This window comes from Maledivibacter sp., assembly GCA_025210375.1.
Classification (GTDB): domain Bacteria; phylum Bacillota; class Clostridia; order Peptostreptococcales; family Caminicellaceae; genus JAOASB01.
In genome coordinates, this window is the sequence record JAOASB010000002.1 from 28,470 (window position 1) to 47,907 (window position 19,438).

At 35.2% G+C, this 19,438-nt stretch carries 21 protein-coding genes; 19 read left to right on the forward strand and 2 right to left on the reverse strand.

Annotated features, from left to right (window positions below):
• The first annotated feature begins 3 nt into the window (after positions 1 to 3).
• Entirely contained in the window at positions 4 to 1,086 is a 1,083-nt protein-coding gene (locus N4A68_00280; protein MCT4562755.1) for a glycoside hydrolase family 15 protein, read from the forward strand.
• Positions 1,087 to 1,307: 221 nt separating this feature from the next.
• On the opposite strand, the gene N4A68_00285 is transcribed toward N4A68_00280, so the two are convergent.
• Complete coding sequence (locus tag N4A68_00285; GenBank protein ID MCT4562756.1) at positions 1,308 to 2,072, reverse strand: DeoR/GlpR family DNA-binding transcription regulator; 765 nt, start codon at positions 2,070 to 2,072, stop codon at positions 1,308 to 1,310.
• Between the two features lie 292 nt (positions 2,073 to 2,364).
• Between N4A68_00285 and N4A68_00290 the strand changes: the two genes are divergently transcribed.
• The 17 genes from N4A68_00290 to mtnA all read left to right on the forward strand — a co-directional run bounded on the left by N4A68_00290 (position 2,365) and on the right by mtnA (position 17,272).
• Positions 2,365 to 3,201 carry a class II aldolase/adducin family protein gene (locus N4A68_00290; GenBank protein ID MCT4562757.1) on the forward strand — a complete coding sequence of 279 codons (837 nt, stop codon included), beginning with the start codon at positions 2,365 to 2,367 and terminating at the stop codon, positions 3,199 to 3,201.
• A 4-nt stretch (positions 3,202 to 3,205) separates the two neighbouring features.
• Positions 3,206 to 4,708 (forward strand): aldehyde dehydrogenase EutE, encoded by a 1,503-nt coding sequence (locus N4A68_00295; protein ID MCT4562758.1) that lies wholly within the window; start codon positions 3,206 to 3,208, stop codon positions 4,706 to 4,708.
• A gap of 9 nt (positions 4,709 to 4,717) precedes the next feature.
• On the forward strand, positions 4,718 to 5,041 hold the full coding sequence (locus N4A68_00300; GenBank protein MCT4562759.1) for a BMC domain-containing protein: 324 nt from the start codon (positions 4,718 to 4,720) through the stop codon (positions 5,039 to 5,041).
• Positions 5,042 to 5,058: 17 nt separating this feature from the next.
• On the forward strand, positions 5,059 to 5,334 hold the full coding sequence (locus N4A68_00305; GenBank protein MCT4562760.1) for a BMC domain-containing protein: 276 nt from the start codon (positions 5,059 to 5,061) through the stop codon (positions 5,332 to 5,334).
• Positions 5,335 to 5,342: 8 nt separating this feature from the next.
• Positions 5,343 to 5,684, forward strand: a complete 342-nt coding sequence (locus tag N4A68_00310) for a BMC domain-containing protein (protein ID MCT4562761.1) — start codon at positions 5,343 to 5,345, stop codon at positions 5,682 to 5,684.
• Positions 5,685 to 5,712: 28 nt separating this feature from the next.
• Positions 5,713 to 5,985, forward strand: coding sequence for a BMC domain-containing protein (locus N4A68_00315; protein ID MCT4562762.1), 273 nt, complete (start codon positions 5,713 to 5,715; stop codon positions 5,983 to 5,985).
• A gap of 9 nt (positions 5,986 to 5,994) precedes the next feature.
• Complete coding sequence (locus tag N4A68_00320) at positions 5,995 to 6,645, forward strand: phosphate propanoyltransferase (GenBank protein ID MCT4562763.1); 651 nt, start codon at positions 5,995 to 5,997, stop codon at positions 6,643 to 6,645.
• A 17-nt stretch (positions 6,646 to 6,662) separates the two neighbouring features.
• Positions 6,663 to 6,920, forward strand: coding sequence for a EutN/CcmL family microcompartment protein (locus N4A68_00325; GenBank protein MCT4562764.1), 258 nt, complete (start codon positions 6,663 to 6,665; stop codon positions 6,918 to 6,920).
• A 5-nt stretch (positions 6,921 to 6,925) separates the two neighbouring features.
• The gene (locus N4A68_00330; protein MCT4562765.1) at positions 6,926 to 8,092 is read left to right on the forward strand and encodes an extracellular solute-binding protein; all 1,167 of its coding nucleotides are present in this window, start codon (positions 6,926 to 6,928) and stop codon (positions 8,090 to 8,092) included.
• Between the two features lies 1 nt (position 8,093).
• On the forward strand, positions 8,094 to 9,425 hold the full coding sequence (locus tag N4A68_00335; protein MCT4562766.1) for a CoA-disulfide reductase: 1,332 nt from the start codon (positions 8,094 to 8,096) through the stop codon (positions 9,423 to 9,425).
• Between the two features lie 11 nt (positions 9,426 to 9,436).
• Entirely contained in the window at positions 9,437 to 10,279 is an 843-nt protein-coding gene (locus N4A68_00340; GenBank protein ID MCT4562767.1) for a CoA transferase subunit A, read from the forward strand.
• Complete coding sequence (locus tag N4A68_00345) at positions 10,269 to 11,015, forward strand: CoA-transferase (protein MCT4562768.1); 747 nt, start codon at positions 10,269 to 10,271, stop codon at positions 11,013 to 11,015. Before N4A68_00340 ends, N4A68_00345 begins: the two co-directional genes overlap by 11 nt.
• A gap of 91 nt (positions 11,016 to 11,106) precedes the next feature.
• Positions 11,107 to 12,189 carry a sugar ABC transporter substrate-binding protein gene (locus N4A68_00350; GenBank protein MCT4562769.1) on the forward strand — a complete coding sequence of 361 codons (1,083 nt, stop codon included), beginning with the start codon at positions 11,107 to 11,109 and terminating at the stop codon, positions 12,187 to 12,189.
• 253 nt (positions 12,190 to 12,442) lie between these two features.
• Positions 12,443 to 13,948: a sugar ABC transporter ATP-binding protein gene (locus N4A68_00355; protein MCT4562770.1), complete on the forward strand. Its 1,506-nt coding sequence runs from the start codon at positions 12,443 to 12,445 to the stop codon at positions 13,946 to 13,948.
• Positions 13,948 to 14,943, forward strand: a complete 996-nt coding sequence (locus tag N4A68_00360; protein MCT4562771.1) for an ABC transporter permease — start codon at positions 13,948 to 13,950, stop codon at positions 14,941 to 14,943. Before N4A68_00355 ends, N4A68_00360 begins: the two co-directional genes overlap by 1 nt.
• A 42-nt stretch (positions 14,944 to 14,985) precedes the next feature.
• A complete protein-coding gene (gene mtnK, locus N4A68_00365; protein ID MCT4562772.1) occupies positions 14,986 to 16,194 on the forward strand; it encodes an S-methyl-5-thioribose kinase in 1,209 nt (402 codons plus the stop codon).
• 13 nt (positions 16,195 to 16,207) lie between these two features.
• Positions 16,208 to 17,272 carry an S-methyl-5-thioribose-1-phosphate isomerase gene (gene mtnA, locus N4A68_00370; GenBank protein MCT4562773.1) on the forward strand — a complete coding sequence of 355 codons (1,065 nt, stop codon included), beginning with the start codon at positions 16,208 to 16,210 and terminating at the stop codon, positions 17,270 to 17,272.
• A 102-nt stretch (positions 17,273 to 17,374) separates the two neighbouring features.
• On the opposite strand, the gene N4A68_00375 is transcribed toward mtnA, so the two are convergent.
• Entirely contained in the window at positions 17,375 to 17,944 is a 570-nt protein-coding gene (locus tag N4A68_00375; protein ID MCT4562774.1) for a GDSL-type esterase/lipase family protein, read from the reverse strand.
• A 457-nt stretch (positions 17,945 to 18,401) separates the two neighbouring features.
• Here N4A68_00375 and N4A68_00380 point away from each other — a divergent pair, with 457 nt between their 5' ends.
• The gene (locus N4A68_00380; protein MCT4562775.1) at positions 18,402 to 19,307 is read left to right on the forward strand and encodes a hypothetical protein; all 906 of its coding nucleotides are present in this window, start codon (positions 18,402 to 18,404) and stop codon (positions 19,305 to 19,307) included.
• The last annotated feature ends 131 nt before the right edge of the window (positions 19,308 to 19,438 follow it).

The following is a 19,438-nucleotide window of genomic DNA, read 5'->3' on the forward strand; positions in this document are numbered from 1 at the left end:
CTGATGGATTTAAAAGAAAAAAGTATTGAAATAATAGTGAACAATCAACATGAAAGCGGAGCCTTTGTGGCAAGTCCAAATTTTGAAACCTATAATTATAGTTGGATGAGGGATGGCAGTTTTATTGCCAATTCCCTAGACATAGTAGGAAAAACTGAAAACTCAAGAAGATTTTTTGACTGGGTTCATAAAGTGGTTATAAAGCAGGAAGAAAAAGTGAATAGTCTTATAAATAAAAAATTAGCAAAGGAGCCAATTGGTGCAACGGATTATCTTCCTACACGTTACAACCTAGATGGAAGCGAAACCGGTGATGAGTGGCCAAATTTTCAGTTGGATGGTTATGGAACATGGTTATGGGCCCTGTGCCAGCATATAAAAAAAACAAACACCGAAGAACTTATTGATAAATACGAAAAAAGTATAAAAATAACTTTAGATTACCTCCTTAATTTCTGGTATGTTCCTAATTATGATTGTTGGGAAGAAAATGGTGACAAAGTACATCCTTCAACCCTTGCATGTATATATGGAGGGTTAAAAAGTATAACAGAATACGTGGAGGATAGTAGAATTGATGGAGTACTAAGGGATATAAAAACATTCGTTTCAGATCATTGTGTTGTTGATAACAGGATTTCAAAGTATCAGGGTTCAAATAGCATTGATTCAAGTCTATTATGGGTAGCTATTCCCTTCGGTTTATTTGATATAAATGATGAGATATTTAAAAATACTGTAAAGGTTATAGAAGAAAGGCTACTTCATGATGGAGGAGTACATAGATACCCTGAAGATACCTATTATGGTGGTGGAGAGTGGCTTTTGTTATCAAGCTGGTTAGGAATATATTATGCTGAAAGCGGAAATTTAAGTGATGCAAAAAATATATTGATGTGGGTAGAAGACAAAGCAAATGAACGTGGTGAAATGACAGAGCAAGTTTTACACCATGTAAATGATGAAAAGTACATAGAGTATTGGAAAGAAAAGTGGGGTGAGGTTGCGAATCCCCTACTATGGTCCCATGCAATGTATTTAGTATTACTTGATAAAATTGAGGGAAAAAAGAAAAAAAGTTTTTAAAAAATTTTGTGTAAGCAGTATAAAAAACCTTCTTTGTAAAAATTAAAATATTAGCAAAGAAGGTTTTTTGTGAGCATAACTATATATCTTATATGTAGATAGAATCACAAGTTATATAGGCTAAGTAACACTAGAGAAATAAATAGTACATAGTGGGACACAAAATTATTTATACTCCCAATGGGCATCCCTTGTGATGAGCATATGGATTGCCCTTTAATTTACCTATCCGGTTGAATGAGTTCTATATCCAACTCTTCTAGTAGAGCTATCCATTCCTTAGAAAGTTTCTTATTAACTACCATTGTATTCACAGATGAAAGTGGAGAAATAATTGAGAAAGAGGTTTTATCAAGCTTAGTATGGTCAACTACCAAAAATGTTTGGTTAGAATGCTCGATTGCTATTCTTCTAATCTCCGCCTGCTGATCATTAGAATCAGTAATTCCAAATTTCATATGAACTGAACGACATGAAATGAAGGCTTTGTCTACAAAGTAACGCTTCATATCCTGTTGAACACTCGCACCGAGAAAGGACATAGAGTGTCTATCATATAGTCCTCCAATCAATAAAAGCTTTATATTGCTAGAATTAGATAATTTAGTAGCAATTTTTAAGGAGTTAGTAATGACTGTTATGTTCTTTTTTGTTATTTTTGTCGCGATATAAAAAGATGTGGTTGAAGCATCTAAAAAAATTGAATCTCCATCCTTTATAAATGGAACACATTCCTTAGCTATTATTTCCTTGTCCTTAACTAGTATATTTTCTCTAAGGTTCACAGATACATCACTCTGAACCGACTCATCTATGTATGCGCCCCCATAGATTCTTTTTAAAAACCCTTCCTTCTCAAGCTGTTGAAGGTCTCTTCTAATAGTCTCCTCAGTTACATTAAATGTGTTAGAAAGCTCAGATACAGTTATACTTTTCTTTTCAATAATAATTTCTTTTATTTTATTTTTTCTTGTGATGGCGAGCATATTACTTCCTCCTAAATTTATATTAAAATCTATATATCTTTGATTATGTTGATTTCAAATTCATTTTATACTTATTTTATCCATCATATCTATATATTGTATTATGAAAATCCAGAATTGTACAGATAGGTGAAAAAAATATTAGAAATTATGTGAAAACAAAGCTAAACCAAAACAAACAAAAATAAAACAAAATAATTTCTTTACAAAACAAAAGAAATATTAGATAATATACATATAATAAAAGACAAATTACCTAAGATATAAACATCAAAGGGAGAGGAGGTGTAGAATGTATTACTATAAACAGACACCAAAATACATGTCAGAATTTGCGGCAAAGAAGATGATTTGCGAAATAGGGAAAAGGATGTATGATAGAAATTTTGTGGCATCAAATGATGGGAACATATCCGTTAGAGTTGGTAAAAATGCTTTTATATGTACTCCTACGGGTGTGTCAAAGGGATTTATGACTCCTGATATGCTGGTAAAGGTGAATTTAAAAGGAGACAGAATAGCTGGTAGGTTAAAGCCCTCCTCAGAGATGAAAATGCATTTAAGGGTTTATGAGGAAAATGAAGAGGTAATGGCTGTTACCCATGCACATCCTCCCGTTGCTACATCCTTTTCCATTGCTGGTATTGAACTTAACCGTCCATTATTATCTGAAGCAGTTGTGCTATTAGGTAGAGTTCCAATTGCACCCTATGCCACTCCAGGAACCCAAGAAGTGCCTGATTCTATAGCTCCATTTTGTAAGGATCATAATGCAGTATTATTAGCGAACCATGGGGCTTTGACTTGGGGAAAAAGCCTGGAAGAGGCTTATCATAGGCTAGAAACCCTTGAACACTATGCAACGATACTTATGTATACATCGAGAGTCATTGGAGAGACAAATGAACTCAATTGTGATCAAGTTGGTACATTGATAAATCTGAGAGAAAAGATGGGTATAAAGACAGGTGGAGTACCAACCTGTTCCCCAAAGGAATTAGATAAAGGGTTCAACGAGGAAAAAACAAAAATTGAAAATACTAAATCAATAAATAAGGATGAAATTATTGAAGCCATTGTAGCTAAGGTGACACAGAAGATATTACTAAAACTAGATGAAGGCAGGTGATAAGATGGATAATATTATCACAAATAAAGATGTTGAATTAATAGTTGAGCAAGTTCTTAATAAATTACAACCAGTCATTGAAGCTAAAAATACAACCCAAGTAGAAAAATTTGCTGCATACGATCCAAAAAATAATAGCTATGATCAAGGAGAAAATGGTATTTTTAATAGTGTTGAAGCTGCTGTTGAGGCTTCGTACAATGCACAAACTGAGTTTATAGCTAATTATAAATTAGAAGATAGAAACAGAATCATTGAAGCTATCAGAAATGAAGTGCTTAATAATAATGAGAAGATTGCTCAATTGGTTTATGAAGAAACTGGTCTAGGTAGATATGAAGATAAGGTATCCAAAATTAATCTAGCGGCCTTGAAAACTCCAGGAACTGAAGATATAAAAACATCTGCAATTTCAGGAGATAATGGGTTAATGATTGAGGAAATGGCACCCTTTGGAGTTATTGGTGCTGTTACACCGGTTACGAACCCTGTTGAAACATTAATAAATAATAGTATTTCAATGATAGCCGGCGGAAATAGTGTTGTATTTAATGTCCACCCTTCCTCAAAACAATGTAGTGCATTTGCAGTTCAATTAATTAATAATGCAATTATAAAGGCTAATGGGCCTAAAAATCTTGTTGCAATGATACAAAATCCAACGATTGAGACTGTAAATGAGCTTACTAAACATCCTAAAATAAGGATGATGGTTGGAACCGGAGGGCCAAGCTTGGTAAAGTCATTATTGAGTTCAGGTAAAAAAACAGTAGGTGCTGGTGCCGGTAATCCGCCGGTTATCGTAGATGAGACAGCGGATATTCAATTAGCTGCAAAGGGAATTATAGAGGGAGCATCCTTTGATAATAACATACTTTGTATTGCAGAGAAGGAGGCCTTTGTAGTAAGAGCTGTAGCTGATGACTTGATATATCATATGCTTCAAAATGGAGCATATATGCTAAATAGAAATGAGTTAGAAAGGGTAATGAATCTAACCCTAGTAGAAGATGAGGTAATGGGAGCAAAAAGCTGTACCATGGGGCCGAAAAAGGAATACCATGTACATAAGGAATGGATAGGTAAGGATGCGGCTAAAATTTTAAATGCTATTGGTGTAAACAAACCAGATGTTAGGCTAATCATATGCGAAGTAGACAGCGAACATCCATATGTTACTTTAGAACAAATGATGCCTGTAATGCCAATAGTGAGATGTGAAAATGTAGATGAAGCCATAAAGCTAGCTGTTAAAGCAGAACGTGGAAATAGACATACTGCTTCTATATTTTCACAAAGTGTAGAGCATATGACGAAATTTGCTAGGGCTATTAATACTACCATATTTGTGAAAAATGCACCCACCTTAGCCGGTGTAGGCTATAAGGGTGAAGGTAGTACTACATTTACTATTGCAGGTCCAACTGGAGAAGGTATAACATCCGCTAAAACATTCACGAGGGTTAGAAGATGTGTACTTGCAGAAGGTGGATTTAGAATTGTGTAGGTGAGAAATATGAGTAATAAAGCAGTAGGTTGTCTTGAAGTGCTTGGCTACAGTGTGGCATTAGATGCTATGGACAAGGCTTGTAAGGGTGCTGATATAAAAATACTAGGAATTGATTGCAACAACCCCAGGGCAGGAGATAAGGCTAAGATTCCCAATGTCTTTCAAGTTAAATTTGAAGGGGATATATCCAGCGTTAGAAATGCTTTAGATATTGCTAGGGAGGTGGCCTTAAAATATATAGATGGCGAGGATATCTTTACCCATTGTATATCTAAAAAGGCTGATGGTGTTGATGAATTACTTAGTATTGGTAAGGTGAAGAAGAAATAGCTGGTATGGAGGTAGAAATGATGAGTGCATTAGGAATTATTGAAACTAGAGGCTTAACTGCTTTAATTGAAGCAACAGATGCTATGCTAAAAGCTGCTAACGTGGAAGTATTAGGTTCTGAAAAAATAGGTTCAGGATTTGTTTCAGTAATGGTTCAAGGTGAAATAGGAGCTGTTAAAGCGGCCGTTGAAGCAGGTGCAGAGAGTGCTGGTAGATTAGGAGAAATAGTGGCAGTACATGTGATACCGAGACCTTCTTCAGATGTTAAGAAAATTTTACCTTCGGTTAAGTAGGTGTTTTTGTGGAAAAATTTGAAGCAATAGGGGTTGTAGAAACTTTATATTTTACAGTTGCCCTAGAAATGCTTGATGTAATGATTAAATCTTCAAATGTAAAGTTTATTAGCAAGGAATCGGCATTAGGAGGGAAGCTAGTAACACTTTTTGTTGGGGGCAAAGTAGCAGAGGTTACAGATGCAATAGATATAATAAAAGAACTTGGAGAGACAAAGCATAAGAGGCATCTTAAAAATGCTATTGTAATATCTAAACCACATAGCGAAATATTAAAGTATATTATTCCTCGTGAAGTAGAGGAGGAGAGTCATGAGCGAAAACAAAGTAGAAAAAACACAACAAAATAATAAGGAAATACGAGAGGAGAGAAAAAGAATGGAAGCATTAGGTATGATAGAGACTAGAGGATTAACAGCAGCTATAGAAGCGGCAGATACTATGTTAAAGGCAGCAGATGTAAAGGTGATAGGAACTGAAAAGATAGGATCAGGATTAATAACCGTTGTAGTTCAAGGTGATGTTGGAGCAGTAAAGGCTGCGGTAGAAGCAGGTGCGGAGAGTGCTGGAAGATACGGGGAAATAGTAGCTGTACATGTAATACCAAGACCATCTGAGGATGTAAAAAAAGTATTACCAATAATAGGATAATGGTGTCCTATGTATAAGGATGAAATCAAAGAAGAGATAACAATGCTTGTATTAGAGGAACTAAAGGATTGTGGGTTATTACAGCAGGATTATGCAAAGGTGCCCGTTTCTATTTCAGCAAGACATCTTCATTTAAATCAAGGAGATTTGGAGGCCTTATTTGGTAAGGGATATGAATTAACCCTTAATAGATATATTTCACAGCCTGGACAATTTGCTTCAAATGAAAGGGTAACATTAATATCTGAAAAAGGTAGGATCGAAAACGTAAGGGTCTTAGGTCCTTTGCGGAGTAAAACACAGATTGAATTATCAAAATCTGATGCAAGGGTGCTTGGTATAAAACCAGTTGTAAGAAGCTCCGGAGATTTAAATCATACACCGGGAGTAATTCTTGAAGGGCCAAGGGGCAGGATTGTATTAAAGGAAGGTGTTATTATTCCTGACAGACATATCCATATGACCCCAAGGGATGCAGAAAACTATGGTGTTGAAGATGGTCAAAAAGTTTCCGTAAAGGTAGATGGCACAAAGGGCGGGATATTATCAGATATTACCATCCGTGTTAATCCTAGATATAAGCTTGATTTTCATATTGATACAGATGATGCTAATGCATTTTTTATAGAAAACGGTGACAAGCTAGAGCTTTTAAAATAGAAAGGGGTGGAAGATTAATGATACTTGGAAAAGTAAAGGGAAACATAATTTCCACCAGAAAACATGAAAAACTTGTAGGCTTCAAATTGCTTATAATTGAACCCTACTATGGGAATAAAAAGGACACATTTATTGCGGCGGATAGAGTAGGAGCAGGAATTGGTGAACTAGTACTAGTGGCAACGGATTATGCTGTTAAGAGTGGATTAGAGCAAGAAGCTCCTATCGATGCTCTGGTTGTAGGGATAGTTGATAGTGAGCCGGAAAAAAGGTGATAGATATGAAGGATAATATAGTAAAGGTACTAGCCGTTGCTGATCCAGCAGTATATGTCTATGTTAATGAAGAGTATGGAATTCTTGATAGGATTATGGGAAAAAGTGGTGTAAAGGTAGAGTTTGATATTGTTCCATGGGAAAGATATTATGATACCCTTATGGATTCACTAAATGGCAAGATAGATTATGACATAGTTATGGTTGCAGGTCATCTATGGCTTAAAGATTTTGTTGAAAAAAATTATTTGTCTGAGCTTAAGGAAAACGATGACAGAGACTATGATTATATGGATATCAGTGAAGTTATAAGAGATGAAATGACTATAGATGGAATAAGATACCTATATCCATCCTTCTGTGATGGGCATATAATAGTTTATAGAAAATCTGTTGTAGAAGCTGCTTATGGAGTAATAGATAAAAGGGCAATTACTACTGATGAATACATTGAAATAGCTAGAGCTGTACATGGTTACGATAATATGTCGGCAGTTGCAATGAAGTCCCATGAATCTGAGATCTTTTTGGATTTGATTCCCTTTATCAGAAACGAAGGCATAGAGCCTATAGATATAAATAGCCATTTACCAAAGCTAGATAGTCCAGAATGCCTAAGGGGTCTTAATAAGTACATAAATCTAAAGAAATATTCCATAAGTGGAACTGAAAACCTTGGAAACGATGGTGTTAAAGAGGCATTTCAAAACAAGAAGGTCGTTATGACTACTACCTGGGGCGGTCAGCTTGGAATGGTTATGGATGAAAATTGTTTAGAACGTGGGGACATAGGATTCCTTACATTTAATACTAGCTGGAATGTAACATGGAGCTTTGGAATAACTGCCAAATCCAAAAAAAAGGATATGGCTGAAAAACTGTTGATTTATTTGACTAGCAAAGAAGTTGATAGGTATGTAGGAAGCTTTGCTGGATCACCTGTTAGGAAATCCACATATGAAAATGACTCTAATGAGTATCCTTGGTATGAAACACATTATGATCTAATAGCTAACTATGCAAAGCCAATGCCAAAGATGCTAAATACAGGCTCAATTATTGGGCCAATATATACAGCTGTGTACAGTGCTTTTACAGGTAGAAGTGAACCCTCTGAGGCATTACGCAAAGCTCAATCTAATATTATGGATTTTATAAATGGAGGGGTCTAAAATGAAGGTCATAGTAATAGGTGGTGTTGCTGCGGGAATGTCTGCTGCTTCAAAATTAAGGCGGCTTGATCCCAATGCTGAAATAGTTGTTTATGAAAAGGGAAGCTACCTATCCTATGGAGCATGTGGATTACCATACTATGTTTCAGGTGCTAATGATGACTATAGAAGAATGATAATTAGAACTCAAGAGGATTTCAATGGTGTAGGCATTAAAACCCACTTAAACCATGAGGTTATTAAGGTTAACCCTCAGGATAGGTCAATAATGGTTAAAGACTTGAATACAGGAAGTATCTTTCTTGATAGATATGATAAGCTTATGATTTCCACTGGGGCTAAGGCAATAGTACCAAGCTTTAAGGGAAAAAACTTAAAGGGAGTATATTTGCTGAAAAGCCTGGAAGATGGGATAAAGCTTAGAAATGAAATAATAAACGATGAAATTAAGAACGTAATAATTGTTGGTGGAGGCTATATAGGGATTGAATTAGCTGAAGCTATGGTAGAACTTGGAAAAAAGGTTAAGGTTTTGGAACTAAATGATAGAATATTAACACCCTTTGATAAGGAAATCTCTGATATTGCAGAAAAGGAATTAAGGGACAATAATGTAGATTTACATTTAGGAGAAGGGCTTAAAGAAATTTTGGGAAGTGACAGGGTACAAGGAGTAATTACATCAAAGGGTAGATATGATGCTGATATGGTTATATTGTCCATAGGGGTAAGACCTGCGACGGATTTCCTAAGGGGGTCCGGAATAGGGTTAGCTAAGAATGGAGCTATAATCATAGATAGAGAAATGAGAACTAATCTTCCAGATATTTATTCTGCTGGGGATTGTGCAGAGGTCTATCACCTGATTAAGGAGGAAAATGCATATATCCCATTAGGAACTACCGCAAATAAGTGTGGGAGAATAGCAGGAGTAAATCTATCGGGTAAGCATGAAAAGTTTGTAGGTACCCTTGGTTCAGCGGCTATAAAGGTTCTATATATGGAAATGGCTAGGACAGGCTTAAATGAAAGGGAAGCAAAACAAATGAAGATTGATTTTGAAACTACCTTTGTAAAGTCCTATAATCATCCTGGATATTATCCGAATCAAGAAACATTATATATAAAAATTGTATATGAAAAAAGAACCCATAGGATTTTGGGAGCGCAGATTGCAGGCAGAGAAGGTGCAGTTCTTAGAGTAGATATGTTTGCCATAGCTATTCAAGCTAGAATGACAACTGAAGATATTGGTATGAGTGACCTGTGTTATGCCCCTCCATTTTCGGGAGTATGGGATGCTGTAAATGTAGCAGCAAATGCTGTTAAGTAGGTGATAAAGTTATGATTTCTAAGATAAAGAGCTTAAATGAAGCTGTTAATGAAGTAAAGGATGGAATGATAGTAGCTATTGGAGGTAATGTTCTTCATAGGGCTCCAATGGCATTCCTTAGAGAAATTGTAAGAAAACAAAGAAAAAATCTTAAAATAGTAAAGACGGCAGGTGCCCACGATGTGGACTTATTATGTGCAGGAAACTGTGTAGATACTGTGGATGCAGGTTTTATAAGCTATGAAACAGAATTTGGTTTGGCAAATTATTATAGAAAAGCTGTGGAAAGTGGTAAGATCAGAGCTAACGAGCATGCTTGCTATACTGTTATGAGTGCTTTAAGGGCAGCTAAAGCTGGATTGAATTTTATGCCAGTAAGCGGATTAAAGGTTAGTGATCTCATTAAGGAAAACGATTATTTCAAAGTGATAACCGATCCCTTTACAGGAGAGCAGGTTACAGTTGTAAGGAGTATAAAGCCTGATGTAGCTATAATCCATGTCCATGAATGTGATGCCTATGGCAATGCAGTAATATATGGGCCAAGGTTTGATGACGAGCTAATTTCTTTAGCGACCAAAAAAGTAATATTAACAACTGAAAAGATAGTTGGTAAGGGTAGATTTTCTAGGCAGCCTCAAAATGTGTGCATACCTGGATTTATAGTTGATACCATTGTAATTGCACCAAGGGGGTCAGCACCCTGCAGTTGTCCTACATTATATGATATTGATAGTAGAGTTCTTAGGGACTTTACCCAAAATAAATCTACTGATATGCTTCAAAAATATCTTAAGCATTATGAAAATAAGGATAATCAGAAAGTTGCGGGGGTGAGACTTGGTGTATACTAGTTTTCAAGCTGATAAACAGCATCATCCTGCAGATGTAATGGTTTGTGCCATAGCAAGAATGCTAAAAAATGGAGAAAGAATATTTCATGGGGTTTCATCTCAGTTGCCCATGGTGGCTATGAAGCTATCAAAGGCTTTATATGCCCCAGAAGCTGTACTTTTAAATATACCTGGAGGGGTAAATCCTAATTCCTATAGAACCTCAGAATATTCTTCTGCTGGTGAAGAATTGTGGGAAAACTCCGATGCAAACTTTCCTTTGGAAAAGATCTTTGACCTATCCATGAGGGGTGGTCTGGATGTGGCATTTTTGAGTGGTGTTCAATTTGATGTAAAGGGCAATGTCAATGCTTCAGTAATAGGTGATTATAAAAAACCAAAGGTTAGGCTTCCTGGTGGTGCTGGAAGTGCTGTATTGATTCCAACTGCTAAGAAAGCAATAATATGGAGAACGAAGCATGATCCGAGAACTTTTGTTGAAAACGTTGATTTCATCACGACCAGAGGTAATCTTTATAAAATCGTTACTCCACTTTGTATATTTGGATATAGCAATGAAAGACTTTATTTAGAAGCTATAAGTCCATATACAACTATTGAAGAGGTTAAAGCAAAAACTGGGTTCAAAATCATGGAGAATAATGTTCCTACTATAGAAGAGCCAACAAAAGAGGAACTAAGTGCCCTAAGAAGGATTGACCCTAAAGGGGTACGCTATAAGGAATTCTCTATGTAATGTAACTAAACGCCTAATATTAGGCAATTCAATTCATTGATGGGTATTTAATTTATCCATAGATAACATTATAACAAGGAGGAGATTTAAAATGAAGAAAAGTTTATCATTATTATTGGTTTTAGTAATGGCTATAATGTCCTTTACTGCTTGTGCAGATAAGGGTACCGGTGAAGTGGAAGCAAAGAATGTTTATGAAGGTACTCCACTGGCAGGTAAGGGTGAAATCAAGGTTGCTGTTGTAAGAAATCTTGGTGCAGATGAGCATACTGCTCAATTCTTAGCAGGTGCAGTTGAAGAAGGTAAATCTCTAGGCTTTAAGGTTGATACATTTACTACTGATGGAGATAATGCAAAATTCGAAGACATTTTTAATCAAGTGTTAATTGGTGATTATGATGGTATAGTTGTATCCCATGGTCAGGATAATGCACAGGCTTTAATTGAGCAGGCTGTAGAGAAAAAAATACCAGTTGTAACCTTTGATACAAATGCAAAGGTATCAGGCGTAACAAGTACAGCTCAAGATGATTTCTCTTTAGCAAGATTATCTTTAGAAGCTTTAGTTAATGCAAATGAAGGTAAAACTCCTAAGATTATTAAAATGTGGATTGCTGGTTTTCCTCCAATGGAAAGAAGAGAAGAAGTGTATAAGGAGTACCTTGAAGCAGGTAAGATTGAAGAAATAGCAGTAGTAGGAGAAGTTGGTGATTTCTCAAACGTAGCAGGTCTAAATGCCGATGCTATTGGTTCTTTACTTACTAGATTTCCAGAAGGTGAAATAGATGCAATATGGGCAAGCTGGGATGCTTTTGCTACCGGTGCTTTTACAGCTTTACAAGAAAACAATAGAAATGAAATAAAAGTTTTTGGTGTTGATGTTTCAAATGCCGATCTTCAAATGATGCAAGCTGAGAATTCTCCATGGATTATGACAGCCGCAGCAGATGCTAAGCTAGTAGGTACATTAAATGTTAGACTTCTTGCTAAGAAAATAGCTGGAGAAGAAACACCAGCTACATATGAGATACCTGCTACTACTATAGCTCAAGCTGACTTAGTGAAAGCTGGTGGACAAGTTACTGTTCAAACATTAGCAGATGTTTATGATACTTGGGGTAAATCTGAATCCTTTAATGAAGAATGGATGAAGAAGATCAAAGCTGCTAAGTAAAACATATTTTCTTGAGGAGGAAAGAAATCTCTTTCTTCCTCAAATTTTATAGTAAGATTAATTGCTTAAGCTAATCTTAACCTTGTTATAAATAATGGGTTTGTGAAACCTAATATTTTGATTTGATCGAGTTATGTTTAATTGTAAGTTCAATTACTAGTATAGGGTTTTCATAGCATAACTTAATTTATACTAAAATCCCTATATATAACCTTTATATAAAGCATTAAAAATGATGATTCGAGGTGATTAAATGGAAGCCTTTAAAGTAGAAATGCAGGATATTTCTATTGAGTTTCCAGGGGTTAAGGCGTTGAAAGGAGCCCACTTTACCACAGAAGGTGGAGTAGTACATGCCCTGATAGGTGCTAATGGTGCTGGGAAGTCTACACTTATGAAAATTCTATCAGGTGCCTATTCCCATTGGACAGGCAATATAAAGATTAATGGAAATGATGTCAATATCAGGTCAACTGAGGCAGCAAAGGATTTTGGAATTCAAATAGTTTATCAAGAGGTAGATGTAGCCCTAATCCCATATCTTACTGTTGCAGAGAATATCCTAGTCGATGAGATGGTAAATGGTATGAAGGGAAAACAGTTTATTAGTTGGAAAAGTATTAATGCAAAGGCAAAGGAAGTATTAGAATATCTTAACGTTGAGATTCCCATTACTAAAAAGGTTGAAGAACTAACTCTAGCAGAAAAGCAGATGGTCTTAATAGCTAGAGCCATTGCTCAAAAATGCTCCTTGCTAATACTAGATGAACCTACTGCACCATTATCAAAATCAGAAACCGATGAACTTTTTAGAGTAGTGGAAGAGTTAAAAACAAGGAATGTTGGGATTATTTTCATATCCCATAGACTACCTGAAATATTTGCTATATGTGATGATATAACAATAATGAGGGATGGACAATTCATTACTCAGATGAAGATAAAGGACACAAATGAAAAGGAAGTAGTAGAACATATGCTGGGAAGAAGTCTCGATGAAAGTTATCCTAAGCATGAAGTGAAAATAGGTGATATTGCCTTTGAGGTGAAAGATCTTAAGGATAATAAGAACCTCAAGGGAGTAAATATTAATGTCCGTGAAGGTGAAATAGTAGGCATAGGTGGACTTGTTGGAGCAGGAAAGACAGAACTTTGTAAGGCACTATTTGGTGCTGAGTCTATTACTAGTGGTGAAATTATTTTGAAGGGCAAAAGTCTAAACTTAAAAACTCCAAATCAAGCCGTAAGTGAGGGTATAGCCTTAGTACCGGAGGAGCGTAGAAAAGAAGGGGTTTTGGTAGAGGAATCCGTCATGGTCAATCTGACTTTACCAAGTCTTGACAACTTCTCAAAAAATAGCTTTGTACAATTTAAGAAAGAGTTTGAGGCATCATGGAAAACAATTAAAGACCTTGGTATAAAAACGCCTAATGAAAGTCAAAAAGTAGCTTACCTATCAGGTGGTAACCAACAAAAGGTAGCAGTTGGTAAATGGTTAATTGCCGATGCGGATTTATATATATTTGACGAACCCACAAAGGGTGTTGATGTTGGGGCTAAGACAGATATCTTTGAATTAATAGGCAGGCTTGTAGCCAAGGGCAAATCAGTTATTTATGCTACTTGTGAAACACAAGAGATATTAGGAATTTCTGATAGAATCTATGTAATGTATGATGGAAGAGCTGTGAAAGAACTGATCACAAAGGATACATCAGAAGATGAAATCTTATTCTATTCGGCAGGGGGTAATAAATAGTGAATAAGAATGCAAATTCAAAACAGAAGAAAAAACTAAATTTCTTTGATTTTCTATATAAATATGGAACTCTTTTGACAATAGTTGTAATATTTGTGTTTTTCTCCATTGCTACTCAAGGTAGATTTTTGAAGTATCAGAATCTAATAAATATATTAAGAGCTATGTCAATTACTACAGTTATAGCAACGGGAGTTATGATTTCACTGGTTGTTGGGGGCTTTGACTTGTCCGTTGGATCGGTGGCTTCTATGACTATGGCTGTATCCGTTGCAATGTTTGTATGGTATGGTCAAAATATATTTGTTTCAATAATTGTGGCTTTAGTGGTTGCTGCAATAATAGGTTTTATTAACTCTACATTTATTATTAAGGTTAAGATTCCTGATATGCTTGCAACCTTAGCAGCGATGTTTATATTTAATGGTGTTTCGACCACCTTTTCAAGGGGAAAAATAATTTCTCAAAATATGATTATGGCAAATGGCGAAACCTCAACTGGATTGATATCACCAATATTTAGACAGTTGGGTAAAGTGCCTACTATTATAATTATAATGGCATTAATAATTCTTATAGTACACATATTCCTTAAATATACTAAGCATGGTAGATACATGTATGTGGTTGGTGGAAATCAAGAAGCAGCAAGACTTTCTGGAGTAAAGGTCGATAAGTATAAAAGAATTGCTTATATTATGTCGGCTATCTTAGCTGGTATAGGAGGGATTCTTTTAGCTGCTCGTATTGGACAGTCAAATCCTTCCGGTGGAGCTGGTTATTTGATGGAATCAGTTGCGGCTGCATATATAGGATTCTCTGTGGCTGGAGCAGGTAAGCCAAATGCCATAGGTACTTTTTTTGGGGCTTTATTGATGGTTTCACTATCTAATGGTTTGGTTATGCTTTCTGTTCCATACTATTCAATGGATATTATCAAGGGAGCTGTACTAGTACTTGCATTGGGTTTAACATATTATAAAAATGAAGCATAAAAAATACTAATTATTTGAACATATCTAAAGTTAGGAGGGTTTATAATGAAATTTGATAAATATTTTACTATGAGTGAAGCTGATGCTATTGAATATGCTAAAGAAAAGCTAAATATCTTTGATGTTGGTGAAGAACTGACTTGTAAGGAAATTGGAGATGGCAATTTAAATTATATCTTTAAGGTTGATTCACTAAATAGTGAAAAATCTGTGATAATAAAGCAGTCAGGTCCTGTTGCGAGAATATCAGATGAATTCAAGCTATCTCCTGATCGTAATAGAATAGAGTATGAAATACTTAAGTTTCAAAGTAAGCTAGCACCAGGCTTAGTACCAGAGGTATATAGCTACGATTCAATTATGAATTGTACTGCCATGGAGGATCTATCTGACCATGTTATAATGAGAACAGAGATGATTAATCATAGGCAATTCAAAAAATTTGCCGATGACATATCAACATTTATGGTTAATACATTACTTTTAACTTCAGATGTTTGTATGGAGCATAAGGCTAAAAAAGAATTAGTTAAAAACTTTATTAATCCAGAGCTTTGCGAAATATCCGAAGATTTAGTTTACACTGAGCCCTTTAGTGACATAAATGACAGAAACGATGTATTTGGGCCTAATGCTGAGTGGGTAAAGGAAAATCTTTATGCAGATGAAGCTTTAAGGCTTGAAACTGCAAAGCTAAAATTTGAGTTTATGAACAATGCTCAATCATTGATACATGGAGACCTTCATACGGGTTCCATATTTATAAAGGAAGATTCTACAAAGATAATAGATCCTGAATTTGCTTTCTATGGTCCAATGGGATACGATATTGGAAATGTTATAGCAAATCTCATGTTTGCCTTAGCTAATGCAGATGCTTTAGGCGATAGTAATCAGAAAAAATGGTTAGAAGAAACTATAGTTGATGTAATAGATTTATTTAAAGAAAAATTCCTTAAGGCTTGGGATGAAAAGGCTACTGAGTATACTGCAAAATACAAGGGCTTTAAAGAATACTATTTAGAAACTGTTTTACGTGATACTGCGGCAGTTACAGGATTAGAAGGTATAAGAAGGATAGTAGGAATCGCCCATGTTAAGGATATTACAATAATTGAAGATCAAGAAAAGCGTGCAAGGGCTGAAAGACTGTGTATGCTTTCAGGTAAAAGCTTTATCATGAAAAGAGATGAGATGAAAACTGGTAAGGATTTCTTAGAAGTTATCAAGGAAGCGGAAAAAGCACTATAGGGGGGTAAAGAATATGTCAAACAATGTACTTAACTTTCAATCTGTTAAGCTAGAGGAAGAAAAAAGCCAGCTTGTGATTCTGGACCAAACTGCTTTGCCAAATCGTACGAGCTATCTGGAGCTTGAAACTGTAGATGATGTCTGGGAAGCTATCTATAAACTACAGGTAAGAGGAGCCCCTGCTATAGGTATTGCTGGAGCCTATGGGGCTTATCTTGGGGTAAAGCACAGCAATGCTGTAAACTATGGGGACTTCTATAATGAGTTTATGAAGGTAAAGGAGCGTTTAGCTTCTTCTAGGCCTACTGCTGTAAATCTTTTCTGGGCTTTAGATCGTATGGAAGAATGCTTAAAAAATAATAAAGATAAGAGTGTTGATGAAATAAAAGAGGCCCTTAGATTAGAAGCACATGTCATAAGGGATGAAGATGAAGCGGTTTGTAAGTCTATTGGAGAATATTCTTTATCCTTATTAAAGCCAGGTATGGGAATATTAACCCACTGTAATGCAGGTACAATAGCAACTGCTAAATATGGTACTGCTTTGGCTCCATTGTATCTTGGGGCTGAAAAAGGATATGACTTTAAAGTGTTTGCTGATGAAACAAGACCTTTGCTTCAAGGATCAAGATTAACGGCATGGGAATTAAATGAAGCTGGTATAGATGTTACTGTAATATGTGATAATATGGCATCAATCGTTATGAAAAATGGATGGATAGATGCAGTTGTTGTGGGCTGTGACCGTGTAGCCTATAATGGGGATACAGCTAATAAGATAGGAACATCTGGAGTAGCAATACTTGCTAAGAAGTATGGCATTCCATTCTATGTACATGCACCATTATCTACTATAGACTTAAAAACAAAGACCGGTGACGATATACACATAGAGCTTAGACCAGGTGAGGAAATATATAAGACATGGTATGAAAAACCAATGGCACCGGAGGGTATTAAGACTTATAACCCTGCATTTGATGTGACTGATGCAGAATACATAACTGCTATCATTACAGAAAAGGGGATAGCATACCCACCATATGAAGAATCTATTCCTAAGTTATTTGATAAATAAAAGCATAGGGTATAACACCCCTATGTTCTGGAGATATCTTCTCCAAAAAAGTTTTAAAATGATCCCATAGACTTAGGTCTATAGGGTCATTTTTTAGTTTTATTACTTCAGAATTTGGAGCAATACGTTCTCGGCATTTTCCTTCATGATTCCATGACCCCTTTCGTTAGGATGTAAGCCATCCTCCAGAAACAAATCACAAGTCATATTTAGTGAAAAATCAATAATGTTAAGGCCGTCCTCTAGGGCAAAGCTTATCAATTTTTTTCTATAGCCTTCAATGCGTTCACTATGGGTTTTTGCATCAAGAAAAGTACTGTTAGGGCATACCTGCTTGTCATAATAGTAGGGCGTAGGTATGCCAATAATTGATATTATACCGTTATATCGAGCATATCTCGTCATTGCAAGAATATTACTGATAATTTGTTCATCTGAAAGATTGAACCATAAATCATTGGTACCCCCTGTGATAATTACATGGGTTGGGTTATGTACTATTACCATATTATGAAATCTGGCAAGCATTCCACTTGTGGTATCCCCAGATATACCACTATTGATAATTTCCATATTTAAATCTTTATTTAAAAGATTACTCCAACGATAAGCCTGGCGTATACCATACCCCTCAGTTAAGCTATCGCCTATACAAACTAGTTTAACTCTCATTTCATACATCTCTCCTAATATGTAATATATCCATAATAATAACACAATTAAGGATATAATGATGTAAAAATTTCTAATAATATCCATAACCCTAGAGTTAAATTAAATAAATTTTCTAATATAATGAATTCGCCTGTTAAAGTCAGTAACTATGCTGTATTTCTTCTAATTTCTTACCAATAGAGGAAATTGCATAACTCTTACTTGGCTAAACCTAATATGGGAATATCATCCTATATTTAATTGCTTAAGATATAAGCATATTTGATGGTATAGTTATTGGGATTTTAGAACTACATATGGTAGATAGTTTTTGTAGAAGGTAATTATGCAATTTGCTCAAGTGTTTATAATATAATTTTTATGATATAATAACTGGAGGATTAATATAGAAGTCTATTATGGTATGTATGTAAGAAATAGGCTATAGGAATTGGATTTTGGGAGGTTTTCAATAATGAAAAGTATTAATGTTAAAAGTCTTGCGTGTGGATTGTTAATAGGGACTATTGGAACTATAGGAATTACTGGTGTATTTGCCTCAGGATTAATAAAATCCACTAAATATGAGGAGGTTACAGTTACTCTCAATGATACTGTTATTCCTATGAAGGATTCGATGGTTTCTATTGTAAAGAATGGTGAGAATGATTCAAAATTATATATGCCAGCTGAAGAAATCTTAGAATATATGGGCTATAATGTAGAATTCGATGATACAAAACAATCTATTAATATTTCAACTAAATCGATACTTTCATCTGAAAGTATGATGAATAAGAATATATCAGAAAATCAACCGGATAAATTGGCTTTAGAGATTATGAAAAAAACAGGTAATTGGAGTTATGTTGAACCTTTGTTTTCATATATGACACCACAAGGGGTAAAAGAAACAGTTGATTTATATATTAATGAAAAAGGTGGTAATCAAAAGCAGGTACAATCAGCTTTATCATATATGAATAAGGATAATACGGCTACAAATGGTTCAAATCAATTAAAAACCCAAGCGGATTATGATAGGCTAGCTACTGAGGTGTTGGGAAAAACAAATGACATGTTTAGCGTAATGTTTTACATGCCTTATATGAGTAAGGATAAGATTGATGCAATAGTTAAGGATTATGTTGTTAAAACTAATAATTTTAATTGTATCTACAATGTTCATCAGTATATGAGCATAAAGGGTATAGATGATACAGTAAAGAGCTATATTGATAAAACAGGTGACTATGGTACGGTTGCAGCTATTCTTCAATTTATGAGTCCAGAAGCAAGTGGCTATATAGCTAAAAAGTATATTAACGAATCAAAAAATCAACAGTACAGTAAGTTTTTCACTCCATATTTAGAAAAATAAGGTTTCTAATACATAGGGCAGGAAATATAAAATAGGAGCAGGGTAGAAAAGTTGAATGGATTATGCTAATTCAATCTTTCTGCCCTGATTTTTTTGTCCGGGAAATTTTTCTATAAAGGGTTCTGTCGAGA

Excerpts from the sequence above, each read along its gene's own strand:
- N4A68_00280 (MCT4562755.1), top strand. The coding sequence starts at position 4 with ATGGATTTAAAAGAAAAAAGTATTGAAATAATAGTGAACAATCAACAT.
- N4A68_00285 (MCT4562756.1), bottom strand. The coding sequence starts at position 2,072 with ATGCTCGCCATCACAAGAAAAAATAAAATAAAAGAAATTATTATTGAA.
- N4A68_00290 (MCT4562757.1), top strand. The coding sequence starts at position 2,365 with ATGTATTACTATAAACAGACACCAAAATACATGTCAGAATTTGCGGCA.
- N4A68_00295 (MCT4562758.1), top strand. The coding sequence starts at position 3,206 with ATGGATAATATTATCACAAATAAAGATGTTGAATTAATAGTTGAGCAA.
- N4A68_00300 (MCT4562759.1), top strand. The coding sequence starts at position 4,718 with ATGAGTAATAAAGCAGTAGGTTGTCTTGAAGTGCTTGGCTACAGTGTG.
- N4A68_00305 (MCT4562760.1), top strand. The coding sequence starts at position 5,059 with ATGATGAGTGCATTAGGAATTATTGAAACTAGAGGCTTAACTGCTTTA.
- N4A68_00315 (MCT4562762.1), top strand. The coding sequence starts at position 5,713 with ATGGAAGCATTAGGTATGATAGAGACTAGAGGATTAACAGCAGCTATA.
- N4A68_00320 (MCT4562763.1), top strand. The coding sequence starts at position 5,995 with ATGTATAAGGATGAAATCAAAGAAGAGATAACAATGCTTGTATTAGAG.
- N4A68_00325 (MCT4562764.1), top strand. The coding sequence starts at position 6,663 with ATGATACTTGGAAAAGTAAAGGGAAACATAATTTCCACCAGAAAACAT.
- N4A68_00330 (MCT4562765.1), top strand. The coding sequence starts at position 6,926 with ATGAAGGATAATATAGTAAAGGTACTAGCCGTTGCTGATCCAGCAGTA.
- N4A68_00335 (MCT4562766.1), top strand. The coding sequence starts at position 8,094 with ATGAAGGTCATAGTAATAGGTGGTGTTGCTGCGGGAATGTCTGCTGCT.
- N4A68_00340 (MCT4562767.1), top strand. The coding sequence starts at position 9,437 with ATGATTTCTAAGATAAAGAGCTTAAATGAAGCTGTTAATGAAGTAAAG.
- N4A68_00350 (MCT4562769.1), top strand. The coding sequence starts at position 11,107 with ATGAAGAAAAGTTTATCATTATTATTGGTTTTAGTAATGGCTATAATG.
- N4A68_00355 (MCT4562770.1), top strand. The coding sequence starts at position 12,443 with ATGGAAGCCTTTAAAGTAGAAATGCAGGATATTTCTATTGAGTTTCCA.
- mtnA (MCT4562773.1), top strand. The coding sequence starts at position 16,208 with ATGTCAAACAATGTACTTAACTTTCAATCTGTTAAGCTAGAGGAAGAA.
- N4A68_00375 (MCT4562774.1), bottom strand. The coding sequence starts at position 17,944 with ATGAGAGTTAAACTAGTTTGTATAGGCGATAGCTTAACTGAGGGGTAT.
- N4A68_00380 (MCT4562775.1), top strand. The coding sequence starts at position 18,402 with ATGAAAAGTATTAATGTTAAAAGTCTTGCGTGTGGATTGTTAATAGGG.